Source organism: Bradyrhizobium sp. SZCCHNR3119, from assembly GCF_032487775.1.
Taxonomy (GTDB): domain Bacteria; phylum Pseudomonadota; class Alphaproteobacteria; order Rhizobiales; family Xanthobacteraceae; genus Bradyrhizobium.
This window is the reverse complement of record NZ_JAUEUV010000001.1, coordinates 5,765,920-5,792,164: the sequence shown is the minus strand read 5'-3', so window position 1 is coordinate 5,792,164 and position 26,245 is coordinate 5,765,920. Positions and strand designations below refer to the sequence as shown.

The window sequence follows — 26,245 nt, the reverse complement described above, 5'->3', positions numbered from 1 at the left end:
ACGTGGTCGACATCAGCGGGATATGCGACGGAATAAAAGATCGCGCAGCGCGGGATTCCGGAACGGAAAGTTCCCCGCCCGGCCCCGCCGGTCGCCATCCAGCCTGGCGCTCGCCTCACAGGCTCGTCATCGCGCCTGTCCGATCCCCGAAATCTGACCCGAGTCCCGCTGGGTCCAGGGGGCCATGCGGCCCGGACAATGGTTCCGGCGATGGCAGGATGATAAAGCCGCCCGGCCCGCCTCCCCTCCCGTCAAGCCCGACTTTCGATGAACAAACAACGCGTCATTCCGCTGATCGTCGCCGCCGCCCTGTTCATGGAGAACATGGACTCCACCGTGATCGCGACGTCGCTGCCGGCGATCGCGGCCGATATCGGCACCAGTCCGCTGACGCTGAAACTCGCCATCACCTCCTATCTGCTCTCGCTTGCCGTCTTCATTCCGGCGAGCGGCTGGACGGCCGATCGCTTCGGGGCGCGCAAGGTGTTCAGCCTGGCGGTCGTCGTATTCATCCTCGGCTCGATCGGCTGCGCGCTGTCGCAATCGGTGGCCCATTTCGTGTTCGCCCGCATCCTGCAGGGCATCGGCGGGGCGATGATGACGCCGGTCGGACGGCTGGTGCTGCTGCGCTCGGTCGACAAGAGTGCGCTGGTCGGCGCCATGGCCTGGGTCACGGTCCCGGCGCTGGTCGGCCCCGTGATTGGACCGCCGCTCGGCGGTTTCATCACCACCTATTTTTCCTGGCATTGGATCTTCCTGATCAACATCCCGATCGGCCTTGCCGGGATCGTGCTGGCGCTGCGCGTGATCGCTCCGATCAAGAGCGACAATCCCGAGCCGTTCGATCTCACCGGCATGGTGCTGGCGGGCATCGGGCTCGCCGGCATGGCGTTCGGGCTCTCCGTGGCGGGTCTCAACCTGTTGCCGTGGTCGATCGTGATCGCGCTGATCGGCATCGGCGCCGTGTCGATGACGCTCTATGTCATCCACTCCCGCCGCACCAACTCGCCGGTGCTCGACTTCTCGATGCTGCGGCTGAACACGCTGCGCGCCAGCCTGATCGGCGGCTTCCTGTTCCGGCTCGGCATCGGCGCGATGCCGTTCCTGCTGCCGCTCCTGATGCAGATCGGCTTCGGCCTGTCGCCGTTCCAGTCGGGCCTCGTCACCTTCGGCTCCTCGGCCGGCGCGATGGGGATGAAGACGCTGGCAGCGCGCATCATCCGGACCTTCGGCTTCCGCTACCTGATGACGATCAATGCGCTCGTCAGTTCGGTCTTCCTGGCGGCGTGCGCGCTGTTCACCCCGCATACGCCGCTGCTTCTGATCCTGATCATCCTGGCGGTCGGCGGCTTCTTCCGCTCGCTGCAGTTCACCGCCATCAACACTGTGGCCTATGCCGAGGTCGAGACCGCGCAGATGAGCCGCGCCACCACGCTGACCAGCGTCGGCCAGCAGCTTGCGATTTCGGCCGGCGTCGCCGTCGGCGCCTTCTCGGTGGAAACCACGATGTGGCTGCATCACGCCGCCGAGCTCAGCGCCGACTCCTTTGCGCCGGCCTTCATCGTGGTCGCCATCACCTCCGCGCTGTCATCCATCCTGTTCTGGCAGATGCCCGATGACGCCGGCAGCGAAATCTCCGGCCGCAAGGTCACTGCGATCGCGAGCCGCAAGGGCGCCGAAAAGGGCGCGGAGAAAGCCGCGACCAAATCAGCATCCGAGACCACACAGGACGCGCGGGACCAAAGGCTGGGATAAGCTCCGCTACCACAACTAAGGAAAGTATCGCCCGCTCTCGAAAAGATACGATCTGAGACGATCAAGGCACGAGCCTACCCTGTGGCCCCGCGAAACAGCCTCGCTGTCGGGCCGGGCCACCGCTAGGAACGCGCCAGCTCAACGCCTCCTTTCAACCGGGCTCCTGGTCGATCGCGACCTCTCCGTGCCCGGCTTGAGCGAGCGCGGGGCGGCGCATGTAGTAGAGCACCGTCAGCATTCCCAGCCAGACAGGACCGACAACCAGCGCGACGCGGGTGTCGGGGAAATAGGCCATCACGCCGATCACCAACGCCAGAAAGGCCAGAGCGAACCACGACCCGTACGGCCAAAGCGGCATACGGAATGTCAGGTTCTGGCGCTCGATAGCAGACAGCGTCGAACGGAACTTCAACTGCGTCAGAAGAATTATTCCCCACGTCCAGATCGCTCCGAAGGTCGAGATCGCGGTTACCCAGATGAATATCTTCTCCGGGACAGAGTAGTTGAGCAGTACGCCAAGAAGCAGGGCTATCGCCGAGACCACGATGGCCGGGACAGGCACGCCTCTGGATGTCGTTGTTGCAAACGTGCGCGGCGCCTGCCCCTGTTGCGCCAGATCATAGAGCATGCGGCCTGTACTGAAGAGACCGGTGTTGCATGACGAAAGTGCGGCAGTGAGGACCACAAAGTTGATGATACCGGCCGCCGTCTTGATGCCCAGCCGTTCGAAGATCATGACGAATGGGCTGCCCTGCGTGCCGATTTCGTTCCATGGGTAGATCGACAGGATCACGAACAGCGCGCCGCCGTAGAAAACCACAATGCGCCAAAAGACAGAGTTGATGGCCTTCGGAATCGAGTTCGTTGGATCTACTGCCTCACCGGCAGTCAGACCGATCATTTCCACGCCGAGATAAGCAAACATCACCATTTGCAGTGACATGAGCAGGCCGAGTGCACCATTCGGAAGAAACCCACCCTGCGTCCATAAATTGGAAATGCCGGTGGCAACGCCGTTGTTTCCCAGCCCGAATACCATCATGGTCAACCCGGCGCAGATCATGAGTACAATGGTCACGACCTTGATCAAGGCAAACCAGAACTCGAATTCACCGTAGGCTTTGACTGTCACGAGGTTGACTGCCCCCATCGCGCTCAGTGCAGCTAGTGCCCAGATCCAGCGTGGCGCTTCCGGAAACCACATCTCCATATAGATGCCGACCGCGGTAATTTCCGCAATGCACGTCACGACCCACAGGAACCAGTAGTTCCAGCCGGTCAAGTAGCCTGCGAGCGGCCCCAGAAGGTCTCTTGCATAACGACTAAACGACCCTGCGACGGGATTATGCACCGCCATCTCGCCCAGTGCCCGCATGATGATGAAGATGACGGCGCCGCCGATGATGTAGGACAGAATGATGCCCGGACCTGCCATCTTGATCGCATTGGCCGAACCAAGAAATAGGCCGACGCCGATGGCTGCGCCAAGCGCCATGAGTCGCATCTGACGCTGACCCAAGTCGCGTTGCAATCCCTCTTTCCTCCCAGACATTTGTCGCCTCCCTTTATGTTTGGATGTTTGGTTGCGCGACGGCTGAGCACGTGAACCGCCCGAAAGTTCTGACCGCAGCAACATTGACGTAGATGTGATCCCGCGCGAGGTCGTCAGCCCAATCAGCCTTACTTCCCGCGCCCCTTTAACAGTGACGAAGCCGCTTGATTATTGCGCAGCCGCCGCCGTTCGCTTGGCTGGGCAGCTACCGCTTTCTCAATCATCTGTGCAGCTGCAAACACCCCTCCCGCAGGGTCGATGACGGTCGTGCCGATCTGACAACATGTTTCATCAGAGGCTCCAATGCCTTCCCCTCCCTGTTCCGACAATGACGCTTGGTCCTGCCTTGACGTATTCTCGAATGGCGGGCGTAAGGGCTCATTGGATAATCCTGGTTCTTGATTTCCTCAGGGATCTACCATCGACCTGCGGTTTATTTCTCAGCAAACCTCAATCGAGGATCGTCTGCTGGCGCAGGATTCCTGCGTCTGCCTGCTCTAAGACGAGAGAGTTCGGCAGAACGGCAATTTTCATCCGAGCTGCCGGCCCTTCCATCCTGATTGCCGCACGCCAGTCGCTGGACGATCTACGAATGCGCGAATGAAAGGAGTCGGGGTCAATCCCGGCTCATGTCGATGATTGCCAAACATTGCTGCGGTGCTCCCCGCAACCTCGCCCATCAGGACGGTCGAGGGACGGGTCACCGGCGACCTCAGGGATCAGATCCCGGCCTGTTCGATCGCTGAGAATGGCAGGCCGAGACTCTCGGCCACCGCCCTATGAGTGAGCCGGCCCCGATAGACATTGAGGCCGGCGCGCAGATGCGGATTTTCAAGCACAGCTGAAAATCCCTTTTTGGCGAGAGCCAAACCAAATGGCAGCGTGGCGTTATTGAGTGCATGGCTTGAAGTCAGTGGGACAGCTCCCGGCATATTGGCCACACAATAATGAATGACGCCGTCCACTTCATAAGTTGGATCAGCATGGGTGGTCGCGTGCGAGGTCTCAAAGCAGCCACCTTGATCAATGGCGACGTCAACAATTACCGAGCCTTTGCGCATCCCGCTCAACATGCCACGGCTGACGAGTTTCGGCGCGCCTGCTCCGGGAACAAGGACCGCCCCGACTACGACGTCTGCGGCAAATACCTCTTCCTCAACTGTGTCGATCGTCGAGAACCTGGTATGAACGCGCCCGCCAAACAGTTCATCCAGCTCGCGCAGCCTCGGTATCGAGCGATCAACGATTGTGACCGAAGCCCCCAGACCGACCGCCATGCGTGCCGCATGCGTACCGACAACGCCGCCTCCAATCACAACAATTTGGGCAGGCGGAACACCGGGCACCCCGCCAATCAATATTCCCCGCCCGCCAGCATCCCGCTTCAGGGCCGCACCTGCCGCCTCGATCGCAAGCCTGCCCGCGACCTCGCTCATCGGCGCAAGCAACGGAAGTCCGCCCTGCGCATCAGTTACGGTCTCGTAAGCGATTGCGGTGCACCCCGACCTTAAGAGCCCCTTAGCCTGCTCCGGGTCCGGCGCCAGATGCAGATAAGTGAAGAGGATCTGGCTCTCTCGCAACTGCTCCCATTCGGACGGCTGGGGTTCCTTGACCTTTACGATCATTTCGCTCGATGCAAATACCTCGCGACCCGACCCCAGAATCGTTGCACCGGCCTTCCGATAATTGTCGTCCGTTGCGCCAATGCCGGCGCCGGCATTGGTTTCGACTGCCACGTCGTGGCCGGCCGACACGTATTCGCGGACTGCTCCGGGCGTAAGGCCCACGCGATATTCGTGTGTCTTGATTTCCTTGGGAACACCGACCTTCATTTGCATCTCCCTAATTGGCAAACCGTTTGTAGTCGAAAGAGCGGTTCGTTTTCCTGCAAACTTGCGCACCGAAGGTCAATTGGTGCAGAATTTCAATGATTCCGACAGCGACGCGCAGGATTCCAAACAGATGGACACCGATAAGATTGATATGACAATCCTAGCCGAACTAAGCACCAATGCGCGGATCAGTCAGACTGAACTCTCGAACCGAATGGGATTGTCCAGCACTGCGATCGCGCGTCGGCAGCGCGCGCTGGAGGAGGAAGGATACATCACTGGATATCAGGCGATACTTGACCTGACTCGATTTGGTCTCAGCACCACGGTGCTGGTCAGGGTCACGCTCGACGGTCAAAGTGACGAGGCGCTGAATCTATTTGAAACTGGGGTCGTCAAATGCCCATCAGTGATCCGCTGCTTTCTGATGTCGGGGACCGATGACTATCTTCTCATCGTCCTGGCTCGCGATATTGAAGACTTTGAACGAATCCACCGGACTGAACTGTCACGCCTGCCAGGTGTTTCACGAATCCAGTCAAATTTCGCATTGCGGGAGATCGTCAATCGTGCAATCCCGCCGACCATCTTTCGCGTAGCGGGGCGTTCCGTGCGCAGACAATCTGCAGAGCACGCTGGTCGCATGAAAGCAGAGCGATAAGATATATTGAGGACGCGAAAGCGCCCGCCGCCTGCGAACTGGTTCGAAAAGGGCGCGGAGAAAGCCGCGACCAAATCGGCGTCCGAGACGACGCAGGACGCGCGGGACCAGCGGCTCGGCTGATCGCTTCTCCGCTCAAGGCCGGCTCGCAGCGGACGACTTCCGTTATAGTCGCGCCGTATGGAACAGGACCGAATCGAAGCCCCGCCGCCCGCCGCCTCGGCTTTGACCTCCAAGGCTTTGGCGTCCAAGGCTTTGACATCCATGGCATTGAACTGTTGGCCGACGGCGCTGCTGCTGGTGGCAACGGTGCTGGCGGCCGCGGCACTGGGCGGCCTGGTCAGACCGGTTTTCATACTTGGCTGCGCAGCTGCCGGCTGGTTCGCATGGCGGCGCAGCGCCGAGGCTCACGTCCAATCGGCGATCCTGCTGTTCGCTTTCGCCCCGTTGGTGCGCCGTCTCGTCGATCTGGCTGCAGGCTTTGACACCTCGGGCATCCTGCTGAGCGGCCCGCTGCTGTTCATCCTGGCCCCCGCGCCGAGCCTCATCTCCTCGCTGTCGGACAAGGACCGGCCGAGCAACCCATGGCTCGTGCCGCCGATGATCATCCTCGGCTGCATCGTCTATGGCGCGGCGCTCTCGATGTTCCAGAACGACTGGTTCAACGCGGCCTACGGCGCGATCAAATGGAGCGCCCCCGTGCTCTACGCGGTGGCGCTCCAGCAGCGCGCGCGCTCCGACGGCGCGCTGCTGGAGGCCACGACACAGATCTTCCTGCTGGTTCTGCCGCTCACAGGCCTCTACGGCGTCTGGCAATATGTCGATCCGCAAGCGTGGGATCGGTACTGGATGGAAAATGCCACCATCACCTCGGCCGGCTATCCCCTGCCCTATATGGTGCGCGTGTTCAGCACCATGAACGGGCCCGCGAGTTACGCCACCTTCACCGCAACAGGCCTCTTGCTGGTGGGCTTCCTGCGACCGGGCTGGCAGTCGATCGCCGTGATGGCGCCCGCAGCCCTTGGCCTGCTGCTGTCGCTCTATCGGACGAGCTGGGTCACGCTGGCCGTAAGCGTGCTGTTCTGCATGATTTTCCCGGCGACGCGAAGCCGCGCGCTGTCGATCACGGTGGTGCTGGTTGGCGCGGTCGTCGCGGCCGTCGTGCTGACGCCGTTCGGCGAGGTCATCACCACGCGCCTGGAAACGCTGGGGAGCGTGTCGCAGGATTCGAGCGGCAACGAACGGCTGGACGAGTTCATCACCTTGTGGAATGCGCCCTACAGCATGGTGCTGGGCGCGGGCTTCACGATCACCGACGTCGGGGTCGCCGGCGCGATGCCGATCGATGGACAGATCATCGCGAGTTGGATCACGATGGGCATCCCGGTCGGCCTGATCTGTCTCGCCGCCTATGTCTGGGTTGCGCTCTGGGGCACTGGCGCGGCCTGGCGAATGCCGACGCGCGAGGGCGTTGTTCTCGGCGCGCTCGCCCTCAGCGCGCTGCTGATCCAGATGCCGCTGAGCGGCGTGGCATCGGGCGAGATCTCGGCACTGTTCTGGATGCTGGTCGCCATGGCCTGCCCGATCGATCAGATCGCCGGCGCACCGCCGACCATCGTTGCGGAACAACAACCGACCGGCGCCTAATCCGCCGCTACGACGCGCCGCGCCTATGTGCGCGAAGCCAAATTCGGCAGCACAGCCTCGGACATGATCGTCCTGATGACGCGCGCCTGCTCCATACCGGAGCGGTTGTAGTTGCCGCAGTGGATCACGGTGACGACGTCACGCGCCGGAACCACATAGAGGCGCTGGCCACCCCAGCCAATCCCACCGAACCAATGATCCGGTTGCGGCGGTGTGCCGACGCTCATATCGCCCATGTACCACTGATAGCCGTAGGAACGCCCGGCATCGATTTTCACCACAGGCGTCGTCACGCGCTTGATCCAGTCTGCCGGCACGACCCGGCGCCCGTTCCATTCGCCGCTCGCGAGCATCAGTTGCCCGATCTTCAAAAGATCCGGTGGCAGCAAGCGCAATCCCGAGGCGGCGATGGGATCGCCATGCCGGTCGCGATGCCACTCGAACGCGCCGAATTGCAGCGGATCGAACAGGACGCGCCGGCAATAGGTTGGCAGATCATCGCCGGTGCCCTTGGCGATCAGTCGCCCCAGCAATGCAGTTGCGCCGCCGCAATAGGTCCATTTCGTCCCGGGCTCGGTGACGATCGGCTGCTCGAGGATGTAGCGGAAGCGATCGGGCGCCGCATCCATCGCATCCTCGCTGTTGCCCGGTGTGCCATAGGGAATTGAGAGCTCGTCCCATTGCAGCCCGAGCGTCATGCTGAGCACGTTGTGGATCGTCAGCCGGTCGCGGCCCGGCTGACCGGCGAGATCGGCATATTCCGGGAACTGCTCATAGAGCTTGGCCTCCGGCGGCGGCACCTTGCCGTCCGCGAGCGCGATCCCATAGGCGAGGCCGACGATGCTCTTGGACACCGAGCGAAGGTCGTGCAGCACGTCGGGCGCAAAGGCGACCTCACCAAGCGGCCGGCCGCGGGCTTCGTCATTGCCCTTTTCATAATGCGCGAAGACGAGCTTGCCGCCCTGGTTCACCAGCAACGCATGCAGGCCGAACACGCGGCCACCCTGCTCGGCCTCGGCGAGGCGTTGCGCGATATCCGCCGATACTGGTTGTGCGTGGACGGAACGCGCTGCGATGAGGCCGCCACCAAGCGCGATCAGAAGACGACGGCGATTGAGACTGACCATGACGATTTTCCTCCGGCGAGCCGGCTGCATCCGGCCCGAACCATATCGTCTTTTGGCGCAATGCGGCGACAAATTGATGATATTAGCCTGTTAGGAACCCGCCTCCGGGAGACCTGAGGGACGCCCTCGTTTCAGGACTCCTTGCGCGCAACTTGGAACCGCAACGTTCCAAATCGCTTACAGGACCGATCAATCAGCCCCCTGCGAGGAGAGCCCTGATGACTGAACGCCGCGTCGCATGTTGCATCGTCGGCGGAGGTCCGGCCGGCATGATGGCCGGGCTGCTGCTCGCGCGCGCCGGCGTCTCCACGCTGGTGTTGGAGAAGCATGCCGATTTCCTGCGCGATTTTCGCGGCGACACGGTGCACCCGTCGACCTTGGAGATCCTCGACCAGCTCGGCCTCTACGACGCATTCCGCCAGCGGCCGCATACCGAGGTGACGCGGCTGCGCGGCCGCTTCGGCGATATCGAGGCAACCTTCGCCGACTTCACCCATCTGCCGACGCGCGCCAAATTCGTCGCGCTGATGCCGCAATGGGATTTCCTCGATTTCCTCGCCGCGCATGCGCGCAAGTACCCAGGCTTCGAGCTGCTGATGCAGGCCGACGCGACCGCGCTGCGCAGCGCCGACGGCAAGGTGATCGGGGTCGAGGCAAAGACGGCAGCGGGACCGCTGCAGGTCACGAGCGATCTCGTGCTCGGCTGCGATGGGCGTCATTCCATGGTGCGGCGGGAAACCCGATTGCCGGTCAAGGATATCGGCGCGCCGATGGACGTGCTGTGGTTCCGGCTGTCGCGCAAGCCCGGCGATCCGGACGATCTGGTCGGCAGCTTCGGCGCCGGCCATATCCTGGTGGGCATCAACCGCACCGAATATTGGCAATGCGGCCTGGTCATCGCCAAGGGCACGCTCGAGCAGATCAAGACGCGCGGGCTCGACACCATCCGCCGCGCCATCACCAACCTCGTGCCGTTCCTGGCCGATCGCACCCATGAGATCACGAGCTTCGACGATTTCCGCCTGCTGACGGTCGGCGTCGACCGCTTGACGACATGGCATCGTCCCGGTGTGCTCTGCATCGGCGACTCCGCGCATACGATGTCGCCGGTCGGCGGCGTCGGCATCAATCTCGCGATCCAGGACGCGGTGGCGGCGGCCAACCTGCTGGCGCGACCGCTCCGGGAGAGGCAGGTGAGCGAGGCCGATCTTGCCGCCGTGCAGGCACGGCGGCTGCGCCCGACACAGCTCGTGCAGGCGCTGCAGGTGCAGATCCAAAAGCGCGTCATCTCCGGCGTGCTTGGCAGCGCCCGGCAACCCGAGCCGCCGTTGCTGCTGCGCCTGGTCGCGCATTTTCCGGTGCTCGCCCGAATTCCGGCGCGCCTGATCGGCCTCGGCTATCGCAGGGAGCGGGTCCAGGAGAGCTGACGCGCCTGGGGATCACAACCCCAGAAACTTGAAAGGCTTGCTCTCCTTGAACTGATCGTTCGCGACGCCGGAAAACGTATTGGTCTGATTGGGCCCGAGGTCGAGCATCTTCACCTTGCCGGAGGCTTCCGAGAAATCGATCCTGCTCAGATCGACCCAGAAGACATTCGGCGTCAGGGCGGATTCGAAGAAATAGAGCTTGCGCTTGTGATCGGCCACCGTGCGCCAGCGGGTCGACGAGATGTTGGGCTCGTTAGGGGTGGTGATGCCGTACGGCACCGATGCGTTTCGGATCACGCTGAAGACGCTGGCGATCGCCTCGACGGGATTCTCCGTCTTGGGAATGGCGTTCACATAGAACGAGGCCCGCGCGAAGCGATCGGCAGCCCGGTTCGTGCCCGGCAGCATCACGGTGCCGCCGATCTGCTTCCAATATTCATTGAGCGCGAGCTGCTCGTCGAAGGTCGGCGAGTTGGTCATCACCTGATATTGACGGCCGTGATGGATGACCTGACGGCCGCCGATATATTCGACGATGGCGCTGTCGCCGCGGGCGTCCGACATCGACAGATGCAGCGTCGCCAGCCGGTCCTCACCCGGGACCATGTCGGTCACGATGGTGAACGGCTCCTTTGCGAGCGCGTCCACCGCTTCTTCGACCGTCGCAAAATTGTCGAGGACATATTGTGTCCACGCGGCGATCGAGAGCCCCGGCTTCGCGCCATCGTATTTCGGATAGGACGACTCCACCAGCCAGAGTACGTTGGCGACCAGGCCGGCCTCGTTCATCCCGTCAGTGGTCGAAATGTCGTAGGCCGAGGCGATGACGCTTCCATAGCGCGAGGTCCATTGCAGCGAATTGGGTCCCGCTTCGCCCGAGCGCTTCATGCCGCGCGGAAAGATCCACAGATTAGTCCCGATATCGCGCTTCCAGTCCATGGAGCGCGCGGTAATCACCTGATCGTCAGCTCCGAGATAGACCAGCCGCGTGCACGCATCTGCGGCAACGGCAAGGAGGTTGGCGGCGAGGACGATGGCCGCAGCTGCTGCGACGACATGGTGCCTAGAAGCGATCATGGCTTGCCCTCTTGCGCGCGCCGCTTCAATCACGGCACTTCAAGCTGTCCGGAACAATTCTACCCAGACCGCCTCGTACAAGCAAAGGTGGTAAGCGCTTCGCAGAAGCGATTGCGGAGCAGTCAAGATCCCGTAAAAACGTGCGCCGGGCCAGGACGGCCGGCCCCCTTGAAGGGATGGTCTCGGCTGAGTCAGATCGAAGGGCGTGACGGTGCGGCAACTCACCGCCCGACAAGCCCGCGTCGCGCCAGGCCGGCCAGGGCGCCGCGAAGGCTCGCCTCGCTCGTGATGGCACCGCAGGAGGAGCTGAACAGCTGCACCACCAGTCGGCGGCGCTGTTCGAAATCCGGCTCCAGGCGCACGAGCAGCAGCGCGTCCGCACGCGAGACGATCGTGACGCTGGTCCACCCCAGCCACTCCAGATGGAGGTGGACTCGCGACCCCGGCCGGTCGGTCGGATAGCCGCGCGAACAGACGAGTTGCGCCGAGGACAGCGACAGCGCCGCAACGCGGCATGGGCGCAGTTCGTCATCGGCCGCGAGCCAGCCGTCATCGCCGGCCGGAAACATCTCCTCGCCACGCGGCAGCTCGAAGCAGACCAGAAACGCGACGAAGGCGACGAGCATGGCGATGGCGGCCCACGGCAGGTTGAAGAAATCGATCGCCGAAATCTCGCTCGCCGCATAGGGCGAGACGAAGGCCCAGACGATGCTGGCCGCAGAGCTCGCCGCGATCAGCCCGAAGGTCGCGGCGAGCCTGCCGTGCACGCGCGGCCTGGAGCGGTCGCCGCCTTTGTCAGTGATCTTGAACGGCCGGCCGAACTGCTTGACGATCGAGCTGAGCAAGGTCGCGGTGATCGCAAAGCAGGTGACGGCATGGGTCGCCTCCATGAACAGCGGCAGTGTCCGCGACCGGGATACCCAGCCCATATAGATGATCTGCGCCAGCAGCGCCGGCACGCCGTAGCGCAGGAACGACAGATAGTCCGCCTCGAACGCCGGCAGGCCGGCGAACCAATAGATCGGCGGCGCGATCAGCAGCAGCACCATGAACGGCTTGCAGAACCAGTTGAGCACGCCGTGGAGGAATTGCCAGCGCTGGGTGAAGTTGTAACCGTGCCCGAGCAGTGGACCCGAGCGCAGAAGCGCGACCTGGAACCGCGGCGCCTACCTGGTCGAAGGATTGGCCCATTGTGGCGCCTGCCATACCCCGCGCAATGCGCTCGGCGCCGAGCGCACCGCCGCCACGTTTGCCGGGGGCGAAGCCGAGAACTGGGTCGCCTATGCCCTCAATGCGCAGTCGCCTGCGCCGGTGCCCTGGACCGCGGACGCGCTGTTCGACTACTTGCGCAACGGCTGGCAGAAAGATCACGGCGTTGCGCGCGGACCGATGGCACAGGTCATCAACAATCTGTCCTCGGTCGACGCCGACGATGTCCGGGCCATTGCGATCTACATGGCCGGGGTCTTCGGACCGCCTTCGCCCTCGCGCATCCAAAATGCCGAGGTTGCGCGCGCGGATGCCGCGCAGCCGCGATCCGGCCAGCCGCAAACGTCAAGCTCGACCTCCGCGCCGAATGCGACCGCCCCGGACGATAAGGATGGCGCTGCCATCTACGCCGCGGCCTGCGCGAGTTGCCACGAGACCGCCCGCGCCCTGCCCTACGCCGGCGTCGACCTGCACCTGTCGACCGGGATCAGCGCCCCCGATCCGCGCAACGTCGCCAACACCATCCTCTATGGCTTGCCGGCGCGGGACGGCGAACGCAGTCCGATCATGCCCGGCTTCGCAGCGAGCATGACCGATACACAGGTCGGCTCACTGCTCGCCTATCTGCGCGCACGCTTCAGCCAGCAGCCCGCCTGGAGCAATGTCGATCAAACCATTGCCGTGGCGCGGCAGGCGCAGGCCGCATTTCTGCAAACTGCGGCAGAGCCGCCGAACATCACAATCCACGTGCCGCCGCGAGGCCAGCCATGATGACATTGAAGATCAACGGCCGGGATCACCGGATCGACGCCGAGCCGGACACGCCGCTGCTCTACGTCTTGCGCGACGACCTCGAGCTCAACGCCGCCAAATATGGCTGCGGGCTCGGCCAATGCGGCGCCTGCACCGTGATGGTCGACGGCAACGCGGTGTTCTCCTGCGTCACCCCGATCCTGCTCCTGAAAGACAAAGAGGTGACCACGCTGGAAGGATTGGGCACGGTCGAAAAGCCGTCGCCGATCCAGCGCGCCTTCATGGAGGAGCAGGCGGCACAATGCGGCTACTGCATCGCCGGCATGATGATGCGGGCGCAGGCGCTGCTGCAGCGTCATCCAAATCCGAGCGATCAGGAGATCCGCGCCGAGCTGGCCCCGCCTCTGTGCCGCTGCGGCACCCACATGCGGATCCTGCGCGCAGTGCTTCGCGCCGCGGAGATGATGACCCGGGCCGAAACCACGGATCATGGAGGCACGCTATGACCGCCGCCTTCACCGTCGATCGCCGGCAAGTGCTGCTGGGCGGCGGCGCGCTGCTCGTCAGCTTCTCGCTGCGCGGCGCCGCAGCGCAGGAAGGAGCCGCGACGCCGAAGCGCCCGGGCAGCCTCGCGACCGCCCCCTATCTCGATTCCTGGATCAGGATCGATGCTGACGGCCACATCACCGTATTCACCGGCAAGGCCGAACTCGGCCAGGGCATCAAGACCGCGCTGCAACAGATCGCGGCCGAAGAGCTGGATGTGCCGTTCGAAAGCATCAATCTCGTCACCGCCGATACCAAGCTGACTGCCAACGAGGGTTACACCGCGGGCAGCCATTCGATGCAGGATAGCGGCACCGCCATTCGCAATGCGGCAGCACAAGTCCGCGAACTCCTGATCGCGCAGGCGGCAGAACGTCTGAACCGGCCGGCCGACGGTCTGCGCGCCGAGAACGGCGCCGTGGTCGCCACCGACGGCACGCGGCTCGGCTATGGCGAACTGGTCGCGCCCGAGATGCTGCACGTCGAGGCGCAGACGACTTCGAAACTCAAGGACCCCGCAAGCTTCAAAGTGATGGGTCAGCCGGTCCCGCGCGTGGACATCCCCGCCAAGGTGACCGGTGGCGCGGCCTATGTGCAGGACATGCGACTGCCCGGGATGCTGCATGCGCGCATCGTGCGGCCGCCGAGCTACGGCGCAGAGCTGAGGGACGTGGACACGGCGTCGGTCGAGAAACTGGCCGGCGTCGTCACGGTGATCCGCAACGGCAATTTCCTGGCCGTGATCGCAGAGAAGGAATTCCAGGCGATCAAGGCGATGCTGGCGCTCGCCGCCGCGGCCAAATGGCAGGAGCACGCGCAACTGCCGACCGACCGCGGCGTGCGGGAGTTGCTGACCAGCCTGCCGTCGCAGGATTCGACCATCCTCGATGTCAGCGATCCCCAGGCCATCGGCCGGCGCTCGATCGAAGCGAGCTACACACGGCCGTACCAATCCCATGGATCGATCGGCCCGTCATGCGCGGTGGCGCAATTCAGCGACGGCGCGATGACGATATGGACCCATACGCAAGGGGTCTATCCCGACCGCCGGGCCATCGCGGAGATGCTGAACCTCGGACCCGACAGCCTTCGCGTGATCCATGTCGAGGGCTCCGGCTGTTACGGCCATAATGGCGCGGATGATGCTGCGGCTGACGCCGCTCTGATCGCGAGCCTGCTGCCGGGACGCCCGATCCGGGTACAATGGATGCGCGAACAGGAGCATGCGTGGGAGCCGTTCGGACCAGCCATGCTCACACAGGTGAAGGCATCGCTCGATGCCGACGGACGTGTTGCGGACTGGCATTTCGAGGTGTGGAGCAACACGCATTCGACGCGTCCGGGCACCGCCGGCACGCTCCTCGCCGCGCGCCACAAGGAGCACCCGTTCGCAGAGCCCGCGCCAAAGCCCCTGCCCTTGCCGGAGGGCGGCGGCGATCGCAACGCGATCCCGATCTATGCGTTTCCGAATGCCAAGGTGGTGCACCACTTCATCAGCCAGATGCCGCTGCGGATCTCGGCGATGCGCTCGCTCGGGGCCTATCACAACGTCTTCTCGATCGAGAGCTTCATGGACGAGCTGGCTGTCATTACGGACAAGGATCCGATCGAATTTCGGCTGGCGCATTTGCAGGATCAGCGGGCACGCGACGTGGTGCAGAAGGCCGCGGAGGGATTCGGCTGGGCCAAAGATCAAAAACCACCGTCCGGCCGCGGCTATGGCTTTGCCTTCGCCCGCTACAAGAACGTCGCCGCCTATTGCGCGATCGCCTCCGAGGTCGAGGTCAATCGGGACACGGGCCGCGCGCGCCTGGTGCGCGCGGTTGCCGCCGTCGATGCCGGCCAGATCGTCAATCCCAACGGGCTGATCAACCAGATCGAAGGCGCGATCGTGCAATCCTCGAGCTGGACCCTGTATGAGAGTGTCACCTTCGACGAGACCAGGATCACCAGCATCGATTGGCAGACCTATCCCATTCTGCGCTTCAACGCGGTGCCTGAGAGCATCGAGGTTCATCTCATCGACAGGCCGGGTCTGCCGTTCCTCGGCGCCGGCGAAACCGCACAAGGTCCCGCGGCCGCCTCGATCGCGAATGGCATTGCCAACGCCATCGGCAAGCGTTCGCGCGATCTGCCGCTGACCCGGCAGCGCATCCGGGCGGCCATCGAGGCCTGAGCTTGCAAAGCGCCGCGCCGGAACAGTTATCGGCAGACGCCGTTGCCGTTTGCGGCGACGGTCCGGCCGTCAGCCGCAGGTCCAGACGGCGCCGATTGGCGTACGTGTCCAGCAAGGGCCGAAACTGCCGCCGTTGTAGTGCCCGCGGTAGAAGCCAGGGCGACCGAAATAGTGCCACTCGCCATTATAGAGGTAATAGCGCGGCGTCGGGTCGATGTACCAATGGCGGCGTTTGGAATTAGGCGGCTGGCGCATCGCCTCCTTTTGCGCATAGAGCGGAAGGCTGTTGTTCACCGGCTGATGGTAGCCGGGCAGGAAGCCATAGCCGTGCCAGCGTTGCGCGCGCTTATGCGCAGGCGCGGCGAAGGCAAGCGCCGGCAGCAAGAGAACGAGGAGTCCAGTGGAGACCGACAGGATGCGCGACATGCGCGCATCATAGACAGGCAGCGGCTCGAAAGCGATTCAAATCGAAAAGCGCTTCGACCGGAGAAACAAATCGAAATGAAATTGGCAGCGACGACGGAAGTTGTTGCCAAGTTGTCGCTATGTGTCCGCCCAGACAAGCAAGAGCTACGCAAGCAGGAGAATTGTTCAGTAGGCGTGCCGGTGGCGCCGGTGAGCCCGCAGCGGCCTGACCGGAGGCGGGGTGAAATAGGGATTGAGCACGCACATCGCCGCCCGTCCGGACGCCGAAGCCTGGCACTGCGGCAGCGAGGCGTAGCTGCAATCGATCCATTCGCCGCCGCCGAACGGCCCGTCATAGACCTTCATGCACACGGGCACGCGAGGATCGTAGGTCTGGGCTTTGGCCGGAATGGACAGGGCGGCGGCACACACGAGAAGGCTCCAAACCAGAACACGCATTGGATTCTCCGAATTAGCGGTCGTCGCCGGATAAGCCGGCAAGATCGGCTCGGCACTTTGCTTTGAATCAAGAAATATCATGAAACGCTCGGTGTTCTTGCCTGAGAACCGCCGAAGCGATTGTTGAGCTGTATCAATACACGGCGAGAGCAGGAAGGCAGAATCTAATTAATCGTGATCAAATCAGGATTGTCGCCATGATCGAACCGAAGATTGTATTGATGATGGTGCTGATGGGACTTCTCCTGCTGTCGCTGCATGCTCCGGAGCATCCCTTGCGGACTTTGCCGGTCCGATTGCATGGCCGACGTGGTCGCAATCGCACTGCTATTCGGCGTCCGCGGTCCGATCGCCCCTGAAGCCCATCGCCAGCACGTAGCGCTCGGAGGAATCCTGGCGGCTCGCCGCCGGCTTGATGTGGCGCACATTTGAAAAATCGCGCTTGAGCTGCGCGAGAAGGTCGGCATCGGCGCCACTCTGGAAAGTCTTGGCGAGGAAGGTACCGCCGGGCTTCAGCACCTCGCCGGCGAAATGCGCCGCGAGTTCGACGAGACCAACGATGCGGAGCTGATCGGTCTTGCGATGGCCGGTGGTATTGGCGGCCATGTCCGACATCACGACATCGGCGCGGCCCCCGAGCATCGCGACGAGCTTCTCCGGCGCATCGTTGGCGTGGAAGTCGAGCTGGGTGAAGGTGACGCCGGGGATTTCGCCCATCTCCAACAGATCGATGGCGATCACCCTGCCCTTGCCTGCGTCGGCGCCGACACGCTTTGCTGCGATCTGGCTCCAGCCACCGGGCGCCGCGCCGAGGTCGACCACGGTCATGCCGGACTTGAGCAGATGATATTTGTCGTCAATCTCGATCAGCTTATAGGCCGCGCGTGAGCGATACCCCTCGCGCTTGGCCTGTGCGACATAGGGATCGTTGAGCTGGCGTTCCAGCCAGAGCTTTGAGGACAGCTTGCGCTTGCCCCCGGTCTTGACCTGCACATGCATGCGGCCGGTGGTGTCTTTTGCCATGGTCCAAAAGTCCGATGTATGGGCCTCATGGTTCGAGACGCGCGGCCTTGCCGCGCCCTCACCATGAGGGTCAAAAAATCCTGCCGCGCGTTCAGCCCTTATCCTGAGAAGCACCGTGAAACGATACATCTAGATAGGTCGGCAGCGGAGAGCTCGCACAACGAACAGAGCTTCCGCTGGCTCACGCGCAAATCGGTTCGCAATTTGCCGAGGCGCATGCGCCCCGGAATGACGCCTACGCCGTCCGCAACGCGCCGTCCTCGCGCATCATTTCGACCAGCATGCCCTCGCGCAGACCGCGATCGGCGACCCGCAGCCGCGGCAGCGGGAACGCCTGCCGGATCGCGTCCAGGATCGCACAGCCCGCGAGCACGAGATCGGCGCGGTCGACGCTGATGCAGTTGTTGTCGGCGCGCTGCTGGTAGGTCATGGATAGCAGCCGCGCGATCGTCGTCGTGATCTCGGCGTCGTTGATCCAGATGCCATCGACACGTCGGCGGTCGTAGCGCGGCAGATTGAGGTGGATGCCGGCAAGCGTGGTCACGGTGCCGGAGGTGCCGAGCAGATGCATGCCGGCGAGATCTGAACCGTGCTCGGCGGCAAAGGGCGCGATGTGCTGCTCGACCGCCTCCACCATCGCCGCGTAGATCTCGGGTGTCACGTCCTTGCCGCCGAACCGCTCGGCCAGGGTCACAACGCCGAGCGGGATCGACATCCAGGCCTTGATCTCGGGTTCCGCATCCCGGTCCGCCGGATCACGCTGGATCCGCACCAGCTCGCTGGAACCGCCGCCGATGTCGAACAGGATGGCGCCACGCCCGGTCGGGTCCAGCAGCGGTGCGCAGCCTTTCACGGCCAGGGCCGCCTCGGTCTGCCGGTCGATCACCTCGAGCTGGATACCCGTCTCGGCCGCAACCCGGTCGCGGAACCGGTCGGCGTTGGCGGCCGCGCGGCAGGCTTCGGTCGCGATCAGCCGCAGGCGCCTCGCCTTGCGCGACTGGATCTTGTCCCGACAGATGCTGAGCGCAGCGATGGCGCGCTCCATCGCCGGTTCGCTGATACAGCCGGTGGTCGAGATTCCCTCGCCCAACCGGACAATGCGTGAAAACGAGTCGACCACGCGAAAACTATCGCCCGACGGGCAGGCGATCAGGAGCCTGCAATTGTTGGTTCCGAGATCCAGGGCCGCGTAGACGCTTCCCGCACCATGGGTGGAGGCGCAACCTACCGCGGCCGGGTCCAGTCCCGGAGCAAACTCAGGCTCGATGTTCCCGCGCGGCGCGAGGCTTTCCTGCAGCCGCGTGTCATTGATCATTCATTGTCTTTCCGCCGGCCAGACGGCCGACATGGAATTTCGCTTTCCTGAAACATTAGCAGTGCATAGCCCCTGTGCAACAGTCCCGAACGAGCCCATCGCCTGGACGTTACGAACCATTCCTAATCGGGCGTTGTCGGGGGAAAGGGGGCGGACTATCTGGGACAGCACGCAGTCTTCGCGATCGTCCAGCCTTTTGGGTTCAATTCCATGCAAGATTTCACCTCCCCGGCCGCCCTCGAAAACGCCATGGCGCTGCAGAAATTCGGCGTCGGGCAGCCGGTGCGCCGCAAAGAGGACGACACACTGGTTCGCGGCCAGGGCAAATATACCGACGATGTCAACCTGCCCGGCCAAGTCTACGCCTGGATCGTCCGTTCGAGCCACGCCCATGGCCTGATCAAGGGGATCGACAGCACGACGGCCAGGGCCATGCCGGGCGTGCTCGGGATCTGGACCGGCGCTGACCTCGCGGCCGCCAATTACGGGCCCTTCACCTGCGGCCTGCCGCTCAAAAACCGGGACGGCACCCCGCTCAAGCAGACCAACCGCACGGCGCTGCCGACCGACAAGGTCCGCTTCGTCGGCGATCCCGTGGCTTTCGTGGTCGCCGAGACCATGAACCAGGCCCGCGATGCCGCCGAGGCGGTCGAGGTCGACATCGAGCCCCTGCCCGCGGTCACCAATGCCGAGGAGGCAACCCGACCCGGCGCGCCCCAACTCTACGACCACATCCCGAACAATGTGGCGTTGGATTATCATTATGGCGACACCGCCAAGATCGAGGAGGCCTTCGCCAAGGCCGCCCATGTCACCAAGCTCGACATCGTCAACACCCGCGTCGCGGTGGTGCCGATGGAGCCGCGGGTTGCACTCGCCTCGTTCGACAAGGAAAACGAGCGTTACACGCTCCAGGTCCCGACGCAGGGCGTCTCCGGCAACAAACTGATGCTGGCCAAGATCCTGAATGTCGCCCCGGAGAAGGTGCGCATTCTCACCGGCAATGTCGGCGGCTCCTTCGGGATGAAGAACGTCGGCTATCCCGAATATGTCTGCATCCTGCATGCGGCCAAGGAACTCGGCCGTCCCGTGAAATGGCGCGACGAGCGCTCCGGCAGCTTCCTGTCCGACAGCCACGGCCGCGACCAGATCATCCATGGCGAGCTCGCGCTCGACGCCGAGGGCCATTTCCTGGCGGTGCGGCTGTCCGGCTACGGCAATCTCGGCGCCTATATCATGGGGGTCGCCCCGAGCCCGCTGTCGCTGAACACCGGCAAGAACCTCGCCAGCGTCTATCGCACGCCGCTGTTGTCGGTCGACATCAAGACCGTGCTGACCAACATGACCCTGATGGGCGCCTATCGCGGCGCCGGCCGGCCCGAGGCGAACTATTTCATGGAGCGGCTGATCGATACTGCCGCGGACGAGATGGGCATCGACCGGCTGGCCCTGCGCAAGCGCAACTTCATCAAGCCGAACCAGATGCCGTTTCCGGCCGCTTCCGGCGTGACCTACGACTCCGGCGATTTCGCCGCGGTGTTCCAGAAGGCGATCCAGCTGTCCGATTTCGACAACTTCAACAAGCGCAAGCGCGAGAGCCGCAAGAACGGCAAGCTGCGCGGCATCGCCGTCGGCTCTTATCTCGAGGTCACCGCGCCGCCATCCGGCGAGCTCGGCAAGATCACCTTCGATGCCGATGGTGGCGTGACGCTCACCACCGGCACGCTGGATTACGGCCAGGGCCATGCGACGCCCTTCGCCCAGGTGCTCTCGGCCCAGCTCGGCGTCCCCTTCGAGAAGATCCGGCTGGAGCAGAGCGACTCCGATCTGGTCCGCTTCGGCAACGGCACTGGCGGCTCACGCTCGATCACCGCCACCGGACAGGCGATCGTCGAGGCTTCGCAGCTCGTGATCGCCAAGGGCAAGCAGGCGGCCGCGCATCTGCTCGAGGCGTCCGAGGCCGACATCGAATTCGCCGACGGCCGCTTCACCATCGCCGGCACCGACCGTACCATCGACATCATGGAGCTGGCGCAGCGGATGCGCGAAGGCAAGCTGCCGGAGGGCGTGCCGGCCTCGCTCGACGTCGATCACGCCACCAACAGCACGGAATCGGCGTTCCCGAACGGCTGTCATGTCGCCGAGGTTGAGGTTGATCCTGACACCGGCGTGGTGCAGGTGGTCGCCTATACCGGCGTCAACGACTTCGGCACGGTCGTGAATCCGATGATCGTCGCCGGCCAGCTCCATGGCGGGGTCGCGCAAGGCATCGGCCAGGCGCTGATGGAGCATGTGCGCTATGACGAGAGCGGCCAGCCGATCACGGGCTCGCTGATGGACTACGCCCTGCCGCGCGCCTCCGACATTCCGATGATGGCCGTCGGCGATCATCCGGTGCCGGCCAAGACCAATCCGCTGGGCACCAAGGGGTGCGGCGAAGCCGGCTGCGCCGGCTCACTCTCGACCGTGGTCAATGCCGTGATCGATGCGCTGTCCGAGCATGGCGTCAAGCATCTCGACATGCCCTTGACGGCCGAGAAGGTCTGGCGCGCGATCCAGGACGGCAAGGCGAGCAAGGCGGCTTGACTGTTCGGCGCGAGATGAAAGGCGCGCCGCGGCCGCCCATCATCAAGTGTCATCGCCCGCGAAGGCGGGCGATCCAGTATTCCAGAGACGATCGTGATTCACCGAGAAGCCACGGCGTACTGGACGCCCGCCTACGCGGGCATGACGAATTTTTGTGTAGAGCCGGCGTGCGTAGCCGCTTCAATTACGCCGCGGCCTGCTCGCGCGGCCGGTAGATCGCGACATGGTGGCAATGAGCGAGCGGCGTCGTGCCGTTCGCGATCACCAACGCATCGAGCTCGACGAAGCGGTGGCCCTTCTTCTCGTAATTCGCGGTCACTTTCGCGCGCGCCGTGATCTCATCGTCTTCGAAGAAGGCCGACAGCAGCTGCATGCGGCTGCCGACGTGAATCCAGGGCCCGAGGATCACATTATCGACCAATAGGCGATTCATCACCCGCTGCAGCATGCCGGGATGGCCGAGACGGCTTTCGGCATAGATCGGCTCACGCTCACGGATCTCCCGAAGATAAGCCGCGGCCGCAGGTCCAGGCCACGCCCGCGCCGCCGTGCCGAGCCAGCTTCCTTCCGCGAAAGTATCAGCGCCGACCGGCTTGCGCCTGGCCACCGCACCGACATCTTTGTAGTCGGCCAGGGCCACCAGGGGCGCCGTGGACGGCAGCGAAGCCGCGCCGGTGGCGCAAACCTCGCCACGGCTGCGAACCTCGAGCGCGAGCGCACCATCGCTCTCGCTCGCCCGGACCTCGGCGATTTCGCCGTCATAGACCGGCTTGACGAAGCGCGCCTCGATCAGCCCCCGCTCCAGAAACTCGCGCCCCCATCGCGCAACCGGCATGTGCACCATATAGGCCATCACCTCGACGCCCGGGACCAGTCCGCCGGTGAAGCCGAAGCGTCGCGCCACGGTATCGTCGTGCATCTTGTTCTCGGACTGCTTGGCCGTGTTGTAGGCCTCGATACGATAGGTCTCGAGCCGGCTCCCCATCCGCGTTTCCCCTGTTTTGTCGTTGTCTGCGCGCGATCGTAGCGGCTCGAAATGCGCCGGCCAAGCCGCTCCTTTGGCTCGCAATTCCCCATGCGATGGGGTACCACCCGTGGCGCCCCACGCCACCGGAAGACGGCCAAATTGAACCCGACCCGCATCTATGTCGACGCTGACGCCTGCCCTGTGAAGGACGAAATCTATCGCGTCGCGATCAGGCATGGCGTACCCGTCAGCGTGGTGGCCGGCGTCTTCATCCGGGTGCCGCAGGACTCCCTGATCGAGCGCATCGCCGCGGGTTCCGGGATGGATGCGGCCGACGATTGGATTGCGGAACGGTCGGGCCGAGGCGACATCGTCGTCACCTGGGACATTCCGTTGGCAAGCCGCTGCGTCAAAACCGGAGCCGAGGTGATTGCGCCGAACGGCAAGCCGTTCAGCGAGGACTCGATCGGCATGGCACTCGCCATGCGCAACCTGATGACCGATCTGCGCTCGTCAGGCGAGGTGACCGGCGGCCCGAAATCGTTCACGCCGCGCGATCGCTCCGCGTTCCTGTCGGCGCTCGATCAGACCATCCGCCGTCTCCAGCGCCAGCGCGCAGAGCAGTCCACACTGCAGCAGAAGTAGAATTTTAGAGCGACGTTCATGGCGCCCCCACTAATTCAACTCAAGGACATCAAGCTGACCTTCGGCGGCACGTCGCTGCTCTCGGGTGTCGAGCTCTCGGTCTCGCCTGGCGAGCGCGTCTGCCTGATCGGCCGCAACGGCTCCGGCAAGTCGACCTTGCTGAAGATTGCGGCCGGCCTGGTCGAGGCGGACAGCGGCACGCGTTTTGTTCAACCGGGAGCCACGGTGCGCTACCTGCCCCAGGAGCCGGATTTTTCCGGCCATGCCACCACGCTCGCCTATGTCGAAGCCGGCCTCGGGCCCGGCGACGATTCCTACCAGGCGCGCTATCTGGTCGAACAGCTCGGGCTGACCGGGCAGGAAGATCCGGCGCATCTGTCGGGCGGCGAGGCGCGGCGCGCGGCGATCGCACGGGTGCTGGCGCCCTCGCCCGACATCCTGCTGCTGGACGAGCCGACCAACCATCTCGATCTGCCGGTCATCGAATGGCTGGAGAACGAGCTCGACGGCCGGCGCTGCGCGCTGGTCCTGATCAGCCATGACCGCCGGTTCCTGACCAACCTGTCGCGCGCGACCGCCTGGCTCGACCGCGGCCAGATCAAGCAGATCGACCGTGGCTTCGCCGCGTTCGAAGCCTGGCGCGACGAGGTGCTGGCCGAAGAAGAGCGCGAACAGCACAAGCTCGACCGCAAGATCGTCAACGAGGAGCACTGGCTGCGCCATGGCGTCTCCGGCCGGCGCAAGCGCAACGTCAAGCGGCTCGCCAATCTGCATGCGCTGCGCCAGCAGCGCCGCGACTATCGCGGCACCGCTGGTGCCGCCAACCTCGCGGCAGCGGAAGCCGACAAGTCCGGCAAGCTGGTGATCGAAGCCAAAGGCGTCAGCAAGGCCTTTGGCGAGCGCAAGATCGTCGACAATTTCTCCATCCGCATCCAGCGCGGCGATCGCGTCGGCATCATCGGCCCGAACGGCGCCGGCAAGACCACGCTGGTCAATCTGCTGACCGGCGGCGACACGCCGGACAGCGGCAGCGTGCGGCTCGGCGTCAATCTCGAAACGGCGACGCTCGATCAGCATCGAGAAAGCCTCGATCCGAAAACCACCCTTGCGGAGGCGTTGACCGGCGGGCGCGGCGACCATGTCATGGTGGGCGGCAAGCCCAAGCATGTCGTCGGCTACATGGAAGACTTCCTGTTCGCGCGCGAGCAGATGCGCACCCCGCTGGAGGTGCTCTCGGGCGGCGAGCGCGGCCGGCTGATGCTGGCGCGCGCGCTGGCCAAACCCTCGAACCTGCTGGTGCTGGACGAGCCGACCAACGATCTCGATCTCGAAACCCTCGACGTGCTCGAGGACATGCTCGGCGATTACGAAGGCACGGTGATCCTGATCAGCCATGACCGCGATTTCCTCGATCGCGTCGTCACCTCGGTGATCGTGCCGGAGGGCGACGGCAAATGGATCGAATATGCCGGCGGCTACAGCGACATGCTGGCGCAGCGCGGCGCCGATCTGAAGCGGGAGACGCCGAAGGCCGCAGTGCAGGACGACAAGAAGGAAGCCAAAGCTTCCACGGCGCCGTCCAGCGCACCGAAACGCAAGCTCTCCTTCAACGAGAAGCACGCGCTGGAGACACTGCCGAAGACGATCGCCAAGCTGCAAGCCGAGATCGCGAAGCAGCAGACGATCCTTGCCGACCCCGAACTCTACACCAAGGACCGCAAGAAATTCGAAGCAGCGTCTGTCGCCGCCGCCGCCGCCCAGGCCGAGCTCACCGCCGCCGAAGACCGCTGGCTTGAGCTGGAAATGCTGCGCGAGGAGATCGAGGGCGCGTGAGGGCGACAGTGCCACTCTTAGCCGTCATTTGCGAGCGAAGCTCCTTGTCCGCCATAGCCCAAAGGGCGACGGCGGAAGCAATCCAGAGCTACCCCCAACACTCTGGACTGCTTCGTCGCTATCGCTCCTCGCAATGACGAACAAATAACAACGGAGTAAACACATGACTACGCCGCTCGCCGCCAAGATCGCACGTGAATACGGCACCCCCTGCGCCGTCATCGACATGGACAGGGTCGAGCGCAACATCGCCCGCGTGCAGGCGCAATGCGAGGCGGCCGGAGTTGCCAATCGCCCGCACATCAAGACGCACAAGAGTCCTGTGCTGGCGAAGCTGCAGATCGCGGCCGGCGCGCAAGGCATTACCTGCCAGAAGATCGGCGAGGCCGAGATCATGGCAGGCGCCGGTATCGACAACATCCTGATCAGCTACAACCTGATCGGCGAGGAGAAAATGGCGCGGCTGGCGGCGTTGCAGGCCAAGGCCGACATGACCGTCGCCGCCGACAATGCGACCGTGATCGAAGGCCTGCCGCAGGCCGCGAAGCAATCGGGACGCACGCTCTCGGTCGTGGTCGAATGCGACACCGGCCGCAAGCGCGCCGGCGTCGAGACGCCCGCAGAAGCGATTGCACTTGCCAGGCAGATCGCCGCCTCGGAAGGCCTGCGCTTCGCCGGCTTCATGCTGTATCCGACCGAGAGCGGCTGGGACGAGGCGCAAAAATTCTACAACGAGGCGCTCGCCGGCGTGCGCGCCGAAGGCCTGGATGCTGCGATCGTCTCGACTGGCGGCTCGCCCAACCTGAAGAACCTCGGCAAGCTCAATGGCGCGACCGAGCACCGGCCCGGCACCTACATCTACAACGATCGCATGCAGGTCGCAGCCGGCGTCGCGAGCTGGGATGACTGCGCGCTGCACATCTATTCCACCGTGGTCAGCCGCGCCGCTCCCGAGCGCGGCATCCTCGATGCCGGCTCCAAGACGCTGACCACGGATACCGGCGGGCTCGACGGCCACGGCCTGATCCTGGAGCATCCGGAAGCGAAGATCGCCCGCTTCGCCGAGGAGCACGGCTTCCTCGATCTGTCCCGCAGCAACACCAGGCCGAATGTCGGCGACGTCGTCCGCATCGTGCCCAACCATGTTTGCGTGGTCGTCAACATGATGGACGAGGTGGTGATGGTGCGGGGCGAGGAGATCCTGGGCACGCTGCCGGTCGCGGCGCGCGGGAAGTTGCGGTAGGGCGAAA

At 64.0% G+C, this 26,245-nt stretch carries 21 protein-coding genes; 11 read left to right on the top strand and 10 right to left on the bottom strand.

All coding sequences use genetic code 11. From position 1 onward, the window contains the following. Window positions 1-267 precede the first annotated feature (267 nt). Complete coding sequence (locus QX034_RS26685) at window positions 268-1,755, top strand: DHA2 family efflux MFS transporter permease subunit (RefSeq protein ID WP_315705320.1); 1,488 nt, start codon at window positions 268-270, stop codon at window positions 1,753-1,755. 151 nt (window positions 1,756-1,906) lie between these two features. Here the strand turns inward: QX034_RS26685 and QX034_RS26680 are convergent, their stop codons facing one another. After that, window positions 1,907-3,286 (bottom strand): amino acid permease, encoded by a 1,380-nt coding sequence (locus tag QX034_RS26680; RefSeq protein WP_315705319.1) that lies wholly within the window; start codon window positions 3,284-3,286, stop codon window positions 1,907-1,909. A 740-nt stretch (window positions 3,287-4,026) separates the two neighbouring features. Further along, complete coding sequence (gene ald, locus QX034_RS26675) at window positions 4,027-5,139, bottom strand: alanine dehydrogenase (RefSeq protein WP_315705318.1); 1,113 nt, start codon at window positions 5,137-5,139, stop codon at window positions 4,027-4,029. Window positions 5,140-5,269: 130 nt separating this feature from the next. On the opposite strand from ald, the gene QX034_RS26670 reads away from it, so the two are divergent. Both QX034_RS26670 and QX034_RS26665 read left to right on the top strand, forming a co-directional pair. Continuing rightward, entirely contained in the window at window positions 5,270-5,800 is a 531-nt protein-coding gene (locus QX034_RS26670) for an Lrp/AsnC family transcriptional regulator (protein ID WP_315745534.1), read from the top strand. A gap of 264 nt (window positions 5,801-6,064) precedes the next feature. Continuing rightward, window positions 6,065-7,447, top strand: coding sequence for an O-antigen ligase domain-containing protein (locus QX034_RS26665; protein WP_316196028.1), 1,383 nt, complete (start codon window positions 6,065-6,067; stop codon window positions 7,445-7,447). A 23-nt stretch (window positions 7,448-7,470) separates the two neighbouring features. Here the strand turns inward: QX034_RS26665 and QX034_RS26660 are convergent, their stop codons facing one another. Further along, on the bottom strand, window positions 7,471-8,574 hold the full coding sequence (locus tag QX034_RS26660) for a serine hydrolase (protein ID WP_315705316.1): 1,104 nt from the start codon (window positions 8,572-8,574) through the stop codon (window positions 7,471-7,473). 218 nt (window positions 8,575-8,792) lie between these two features. Here QX034_RS26660 and QX034_RS26655 point away from each other — a divergent pair, with 218 nt between their 5' ends. Beyond that, window positions 8,793-10,001: an FAD-dependent oxidoreductase gene (locus tag QX034_RS26655; protein WP_315705315.1), complete on the top strand. Its 1,209-nt coding sequence runs from the start codon at window positions 8,793-8,795 to the stop codon at window positions 9,999-10,001. Between the two features lie 12 nt (window positions 10,002-10,013). On the opposite strand, the gene QX034_RS26650 is transcribed toward QX034_RS26655, so the two are convergent. Together QX034_RS26650 and QX034_RS26645 are read right to left on the bottom strand one after the other, a co-directional pair. After that, complete coding sequence (locus QX034_RS26650) at window positions 10,014-11,078, bottom strand: linear amide C-N hydrolase (RefSeq protein ID WP_315705314.1); 1,065 nt, start codon at window positions 11,076-11,078, stop codon at window positions 10,014-10,016. A 221-nt stretch (window positions 11,079-11,299) separates the two neighbouring features. Continuing rightward, window positions 11,300-12,154, bottom strand: coding sequence for a hypothetical protein (locus QX034_RS26645; RefSeq protein ID WP_315705313.1), 855 nt, complete (start codon window positions 12,152-12,154; stop codon window positions 11,300-11,302). Between the two features lie 106 nt (window positions 12,155-12,260). Between QX034_RS26645 and QX034_RS26640 the strand changes: the two genes are divergently transcribed. From QX034_RS26640 to QX034_RS26630, 3 genes are read left to right on the top strand one after another with little or no spacing between them, the layout of a single operon-like run. After that, a complete protein-coding gene (locus QX034_RS26640) occupies window positions 12,261-13,058 on the top strand; it encodes a cytochrome c (protein WP_316196026.1) in 798 nt (265 codons plus the stop codon). Further along, entirely contained in the window at window positions 13,055-13,546 is a 492-nt protein-coding gene (locus QX034_RS26635; protein WP_316175662.1) for a (2Fe-2S)-binding protein, read from the top strand. The genes QX034_RS26640 and QX034_RS26635 overlap by 4 nt, the downstream gene beginning before the upstream one ends. Further along, window positions 13,543-15,762 carry a xanthine dehydrogenase family protein molybdopterin-binding subunit gene (locus QX034_RS26630; protein ID WP_316196024.1) on the top strand — a complete coding sequence of 740 codons (2,220 nt, stop codon included), beginning with the start codon at window positions 13,543-13,545 and terminating at the stop codon, window positions 15,760-15,762. The genes QX034_RS26635 and QX034_RS26630 overlap by 4 nt, the downstream gene beginning before the upstream one ends. 69 nt (window positions 15,763-15,831) lie before the next feature. On the opposite strand, the gene QX034_RS26625 is transcribed toward QX034_RS26630, so the two are convergent. The 4 genes from QX034_RS26625 to QX034_RS26610 form a co-directional block, all read right to left on the bottom strand. Then, complete coding sequence (locus tag QX034_RS26625; protein ID WP_315705309.1) at window positions 15,832-16,188, bottom strand: hypothetical protein; 357 nt, start codon at window positions 16,186-16,188, stop codon at window positions 15,832-15,834. A 165-nt stretch (window positions 16,189-16,353) separates the two neighbouring features. Continuing rightward, on the bottom strand, window positions 16,354-16,626 hold the full coding sequence (locus QX034_RS26620) for a DUF3551 domain-containing protein (RefSeq protein ID WP_315705308.1): 273 nt from the start codon (window positions 16,624-16,626) through the stop codon (window positions 16,354-16,356). Window positions 16,627-16,953: 327 nt separating this feature from the next. After that, the gene (locus QX034_RS26615; protein WP_315705307.1) at window positions 16,954-17,649 is read right to left on the bottom strand and encodes an RlmE family RNA methyltransferase; all 696 of its coding nucleotides are present in this window, start codon (window positions 17,647-17,649) and stop codon (window positions 16,954-16,956) included. 235 nt (window positions 17,650-17,884) lie between these two features. Next, window positions 17,885-18,964 carry a Ppx/GppA phosphatase family protein gene (locus QX034_RS26610; RefSeq protein ID WP_315705306.1) on the bottom strand — a complete coding sequence of 360 codons (1,080 nt, stop codon included), beginning with the start codon at window positions 18,962-18,964 and terminating at the stop codon, window positions 17,885-17,887. A 210-nt stretch (window positions 18,965-19,174) separates the two neighbouring features. Between QX034_RS26610 and QX034_RS26605 the strand changes: the two genes are divergently transcribed. Beyond that, window positions 19,175-21,550 (top strand): xanthine dehydrogenase family protein molybdopterin-binding subunit, encoded by a 2,376-nt coding sequence (locus QX034_RS26605; protein WP_316191099.1) that lies wholly within the window; start codon window positions 19,175-19,177, stop codon window positions 21,548-21,550. A gap of 184 nt (window positions 21,551-21,734) precedes the next feature. Here QX034_RS26605 and QX034_RS26600 read toward each other — a convergent pair whose 3' ends face one another. Next, window positions 21,735-22,535, bottom strand: coding sequence for a hypothetical protein (locus tag QX034_RS26600; RefSeq protein WP_315705304.1), 801 nt, complete (start codon window positions 22,533-22,535; stop codon window positions 21,735-21,737). Between the two features lie 141 nt (window positions 22,536-22,676). Between QX034_RS26600 and QX034_RS26595 the strand changes: the two genes are divergently transcribed. The 3 genes from QX034_RS26595 (at window position 22,677) to QX034_RS26585 (ending at window position 26,238) form a co-directional block, all read left to right on the top strand. Continuing rightward, window positions 22,677-23,162 carry a YaiI/YqxD family protein gene (locus QX034_RS26595; RefSeq protein ID WP_316196022.1) on the top strand — a complete coding sequence of 162 codons (486 nt, stop codon included), beginning with the start codon at window positions 22,677-22,679 and terminating at the stop codon, window positions 23,160-23,162. A gap of 18 nt (window positions 23,163-23,180) precedes the next feature. After that, a complete protein-coding gene (locus tag QX034_RS26590; RefSeq protein WP_316196020.1) occupies window positions 23,181-24,995 on the top strand; it encodes an ABC-F family ATP-binding cassette domain-containing protein in 1,815 nt (604 codons plus the stop codon). Between the two features lie 163 nt (window positions 24,996-25,158). Then, window positions 25,159-26,238 carry a D-TA family PLP-dependent enzyme gene (locus QX034_RS26585; protein WP_315705301.1) on the top strand — a complete coding sequence of 360 codons (1,080 nt, stop codon included), beginning with the start codon at window positions 25,159-25,161 and terminating at the stop codon, window positions 26,236-26,238. The last annotated feature ends 7 nt before the right edge of the window (window positions 26,239-26,245 follow it).

What these genes read in the sequence shown, in the direction of transcription:
- QX034_RS26685 (WP_315705320.1), top strand. Translation starts at nt 268, where the DNA reads ATGAACAAACAACGCGTCATTCCGCTGATCGTCGCCGCCGCCCTGTTC.
- ald (WP_315705318.1), bottom strand. Translation starts at nt 5,139, where the DNA reads ATGAAGGTCGGTGTTCCCAAGGAAATCAAGACACACGAATATCGCGTG.
- QX034_RS26670 (WP_315745534.1), top strand. Translation starts at nt 5,270, where the DNA reads ATGGACACCGATAAGATTGATATGACAATCCTAGCCGAACTAAGCACC.
- QX034_RS26665 (WP_316196028.1), top strand. Translation starts at nt 6,065, where the DNA reads ATGGCATTGAACTGTTGGCCGACGGCGCTGCTGCTGGTGGCAACGGTG.
- QX034_RS26660 (WP_315705316.1), bottom strand. Translation starts at nt 8,574, where the DNA reads ATGGTCAGTCTCAATCGCCGTCGTCTTCTGATCGCGCTTGGTGGCGGC.
- QX034_RS26655 (WP_315705315.1), top strand. Translation starts at nt 8,793, where the DNA reads ATGACTGAACGCCGCGTCGCATGTTGCATCGTCGGCGGAGGTCCGGCC.
- QX034_RS26650 (WP_315705314.1), bottom strand. Translation starts at nt 11,078, where the DNA reads ATGATCGCTTCTAGGCACCATGTCGTCGCAGCAGCTGCGGCCATCGTC.
- QX034_RS26635 (WP_316175662.1), top strand. Translation starts at nt 13,055, where the DNA reads ATGATGACATTGAAGATCAACGGCCGGGATCACCGGATCGACGCCGAG.
- QX034_RS26630 (WP_316196024.1), top strand. Translation starts at nt 13,543, where the DNA reads ATGACCGCCGCCTTCACCGTCGATCGCCGGCAAGTGCTGCTGGGCGGC.
- QX034_RS26625 (WP_315705309.1), bottom strand. Translation starts at nt 16,188, where the DNA reads ATGTCGCGCATCCTGTCGGTCTCCACTGGACTCCTCGTTCTCTTGCTG.
- QX034_RS26620 (WP_315705308.1), bottom strand. Translation starts at nt 16,626, where the DNA reads ATGCGTGTTCTGGTTTGGAGCCTTCTCGTGTGTGCCGCCGCCCTGTCC.
- QX034_RS26615 (WP_315705307.1), bottom strand. Translation starts at nt 17,649, where the DNA reads ATGGCAAAAGACACCACCGGCCGCATGCATGTGCAGGTCAAGACCGGG.
- QX034_RS26610 (WP_315705306.1), bottom strand. Translation starts at nt 18,964, where the DNA reads ATGATCAATGACACGCGGCTGCAGGAAAGCCTCGCGCCGCGCGGGAAC.
- QX034_RS26605 (WP_316191099.1), top strand. Translation starts at nt 19,175, where the DNA reads ATGCAAGATTTCACCTCCCCGGCCGCCCTCGAAAACGCCATGGCGCTG.
- QX034_RS26600 (WP_315705304.1), bottom strand. Translation starts at nt 22,535, where the DNA reads ATGGGGAGCCGGCTCGAGACCTATCGTATCGAGGCCTACAACACGGCC.
- QX034_RS26590 (WP_316196020.1), top strand. Translation starts at nt 23,181, where the DNA reads ATGGCGCCCCCACTAATTCAACTCAAGGACATCAAGCTGACCTTCGGC.
- QX034_RS26585 (WP_315705301.1), top strand. Translation starts at nt 25,159, where the DNA reads ATGACTACGCCGCTCGCCGCCAAGATCGCACGTGAATACGGCACCCCC.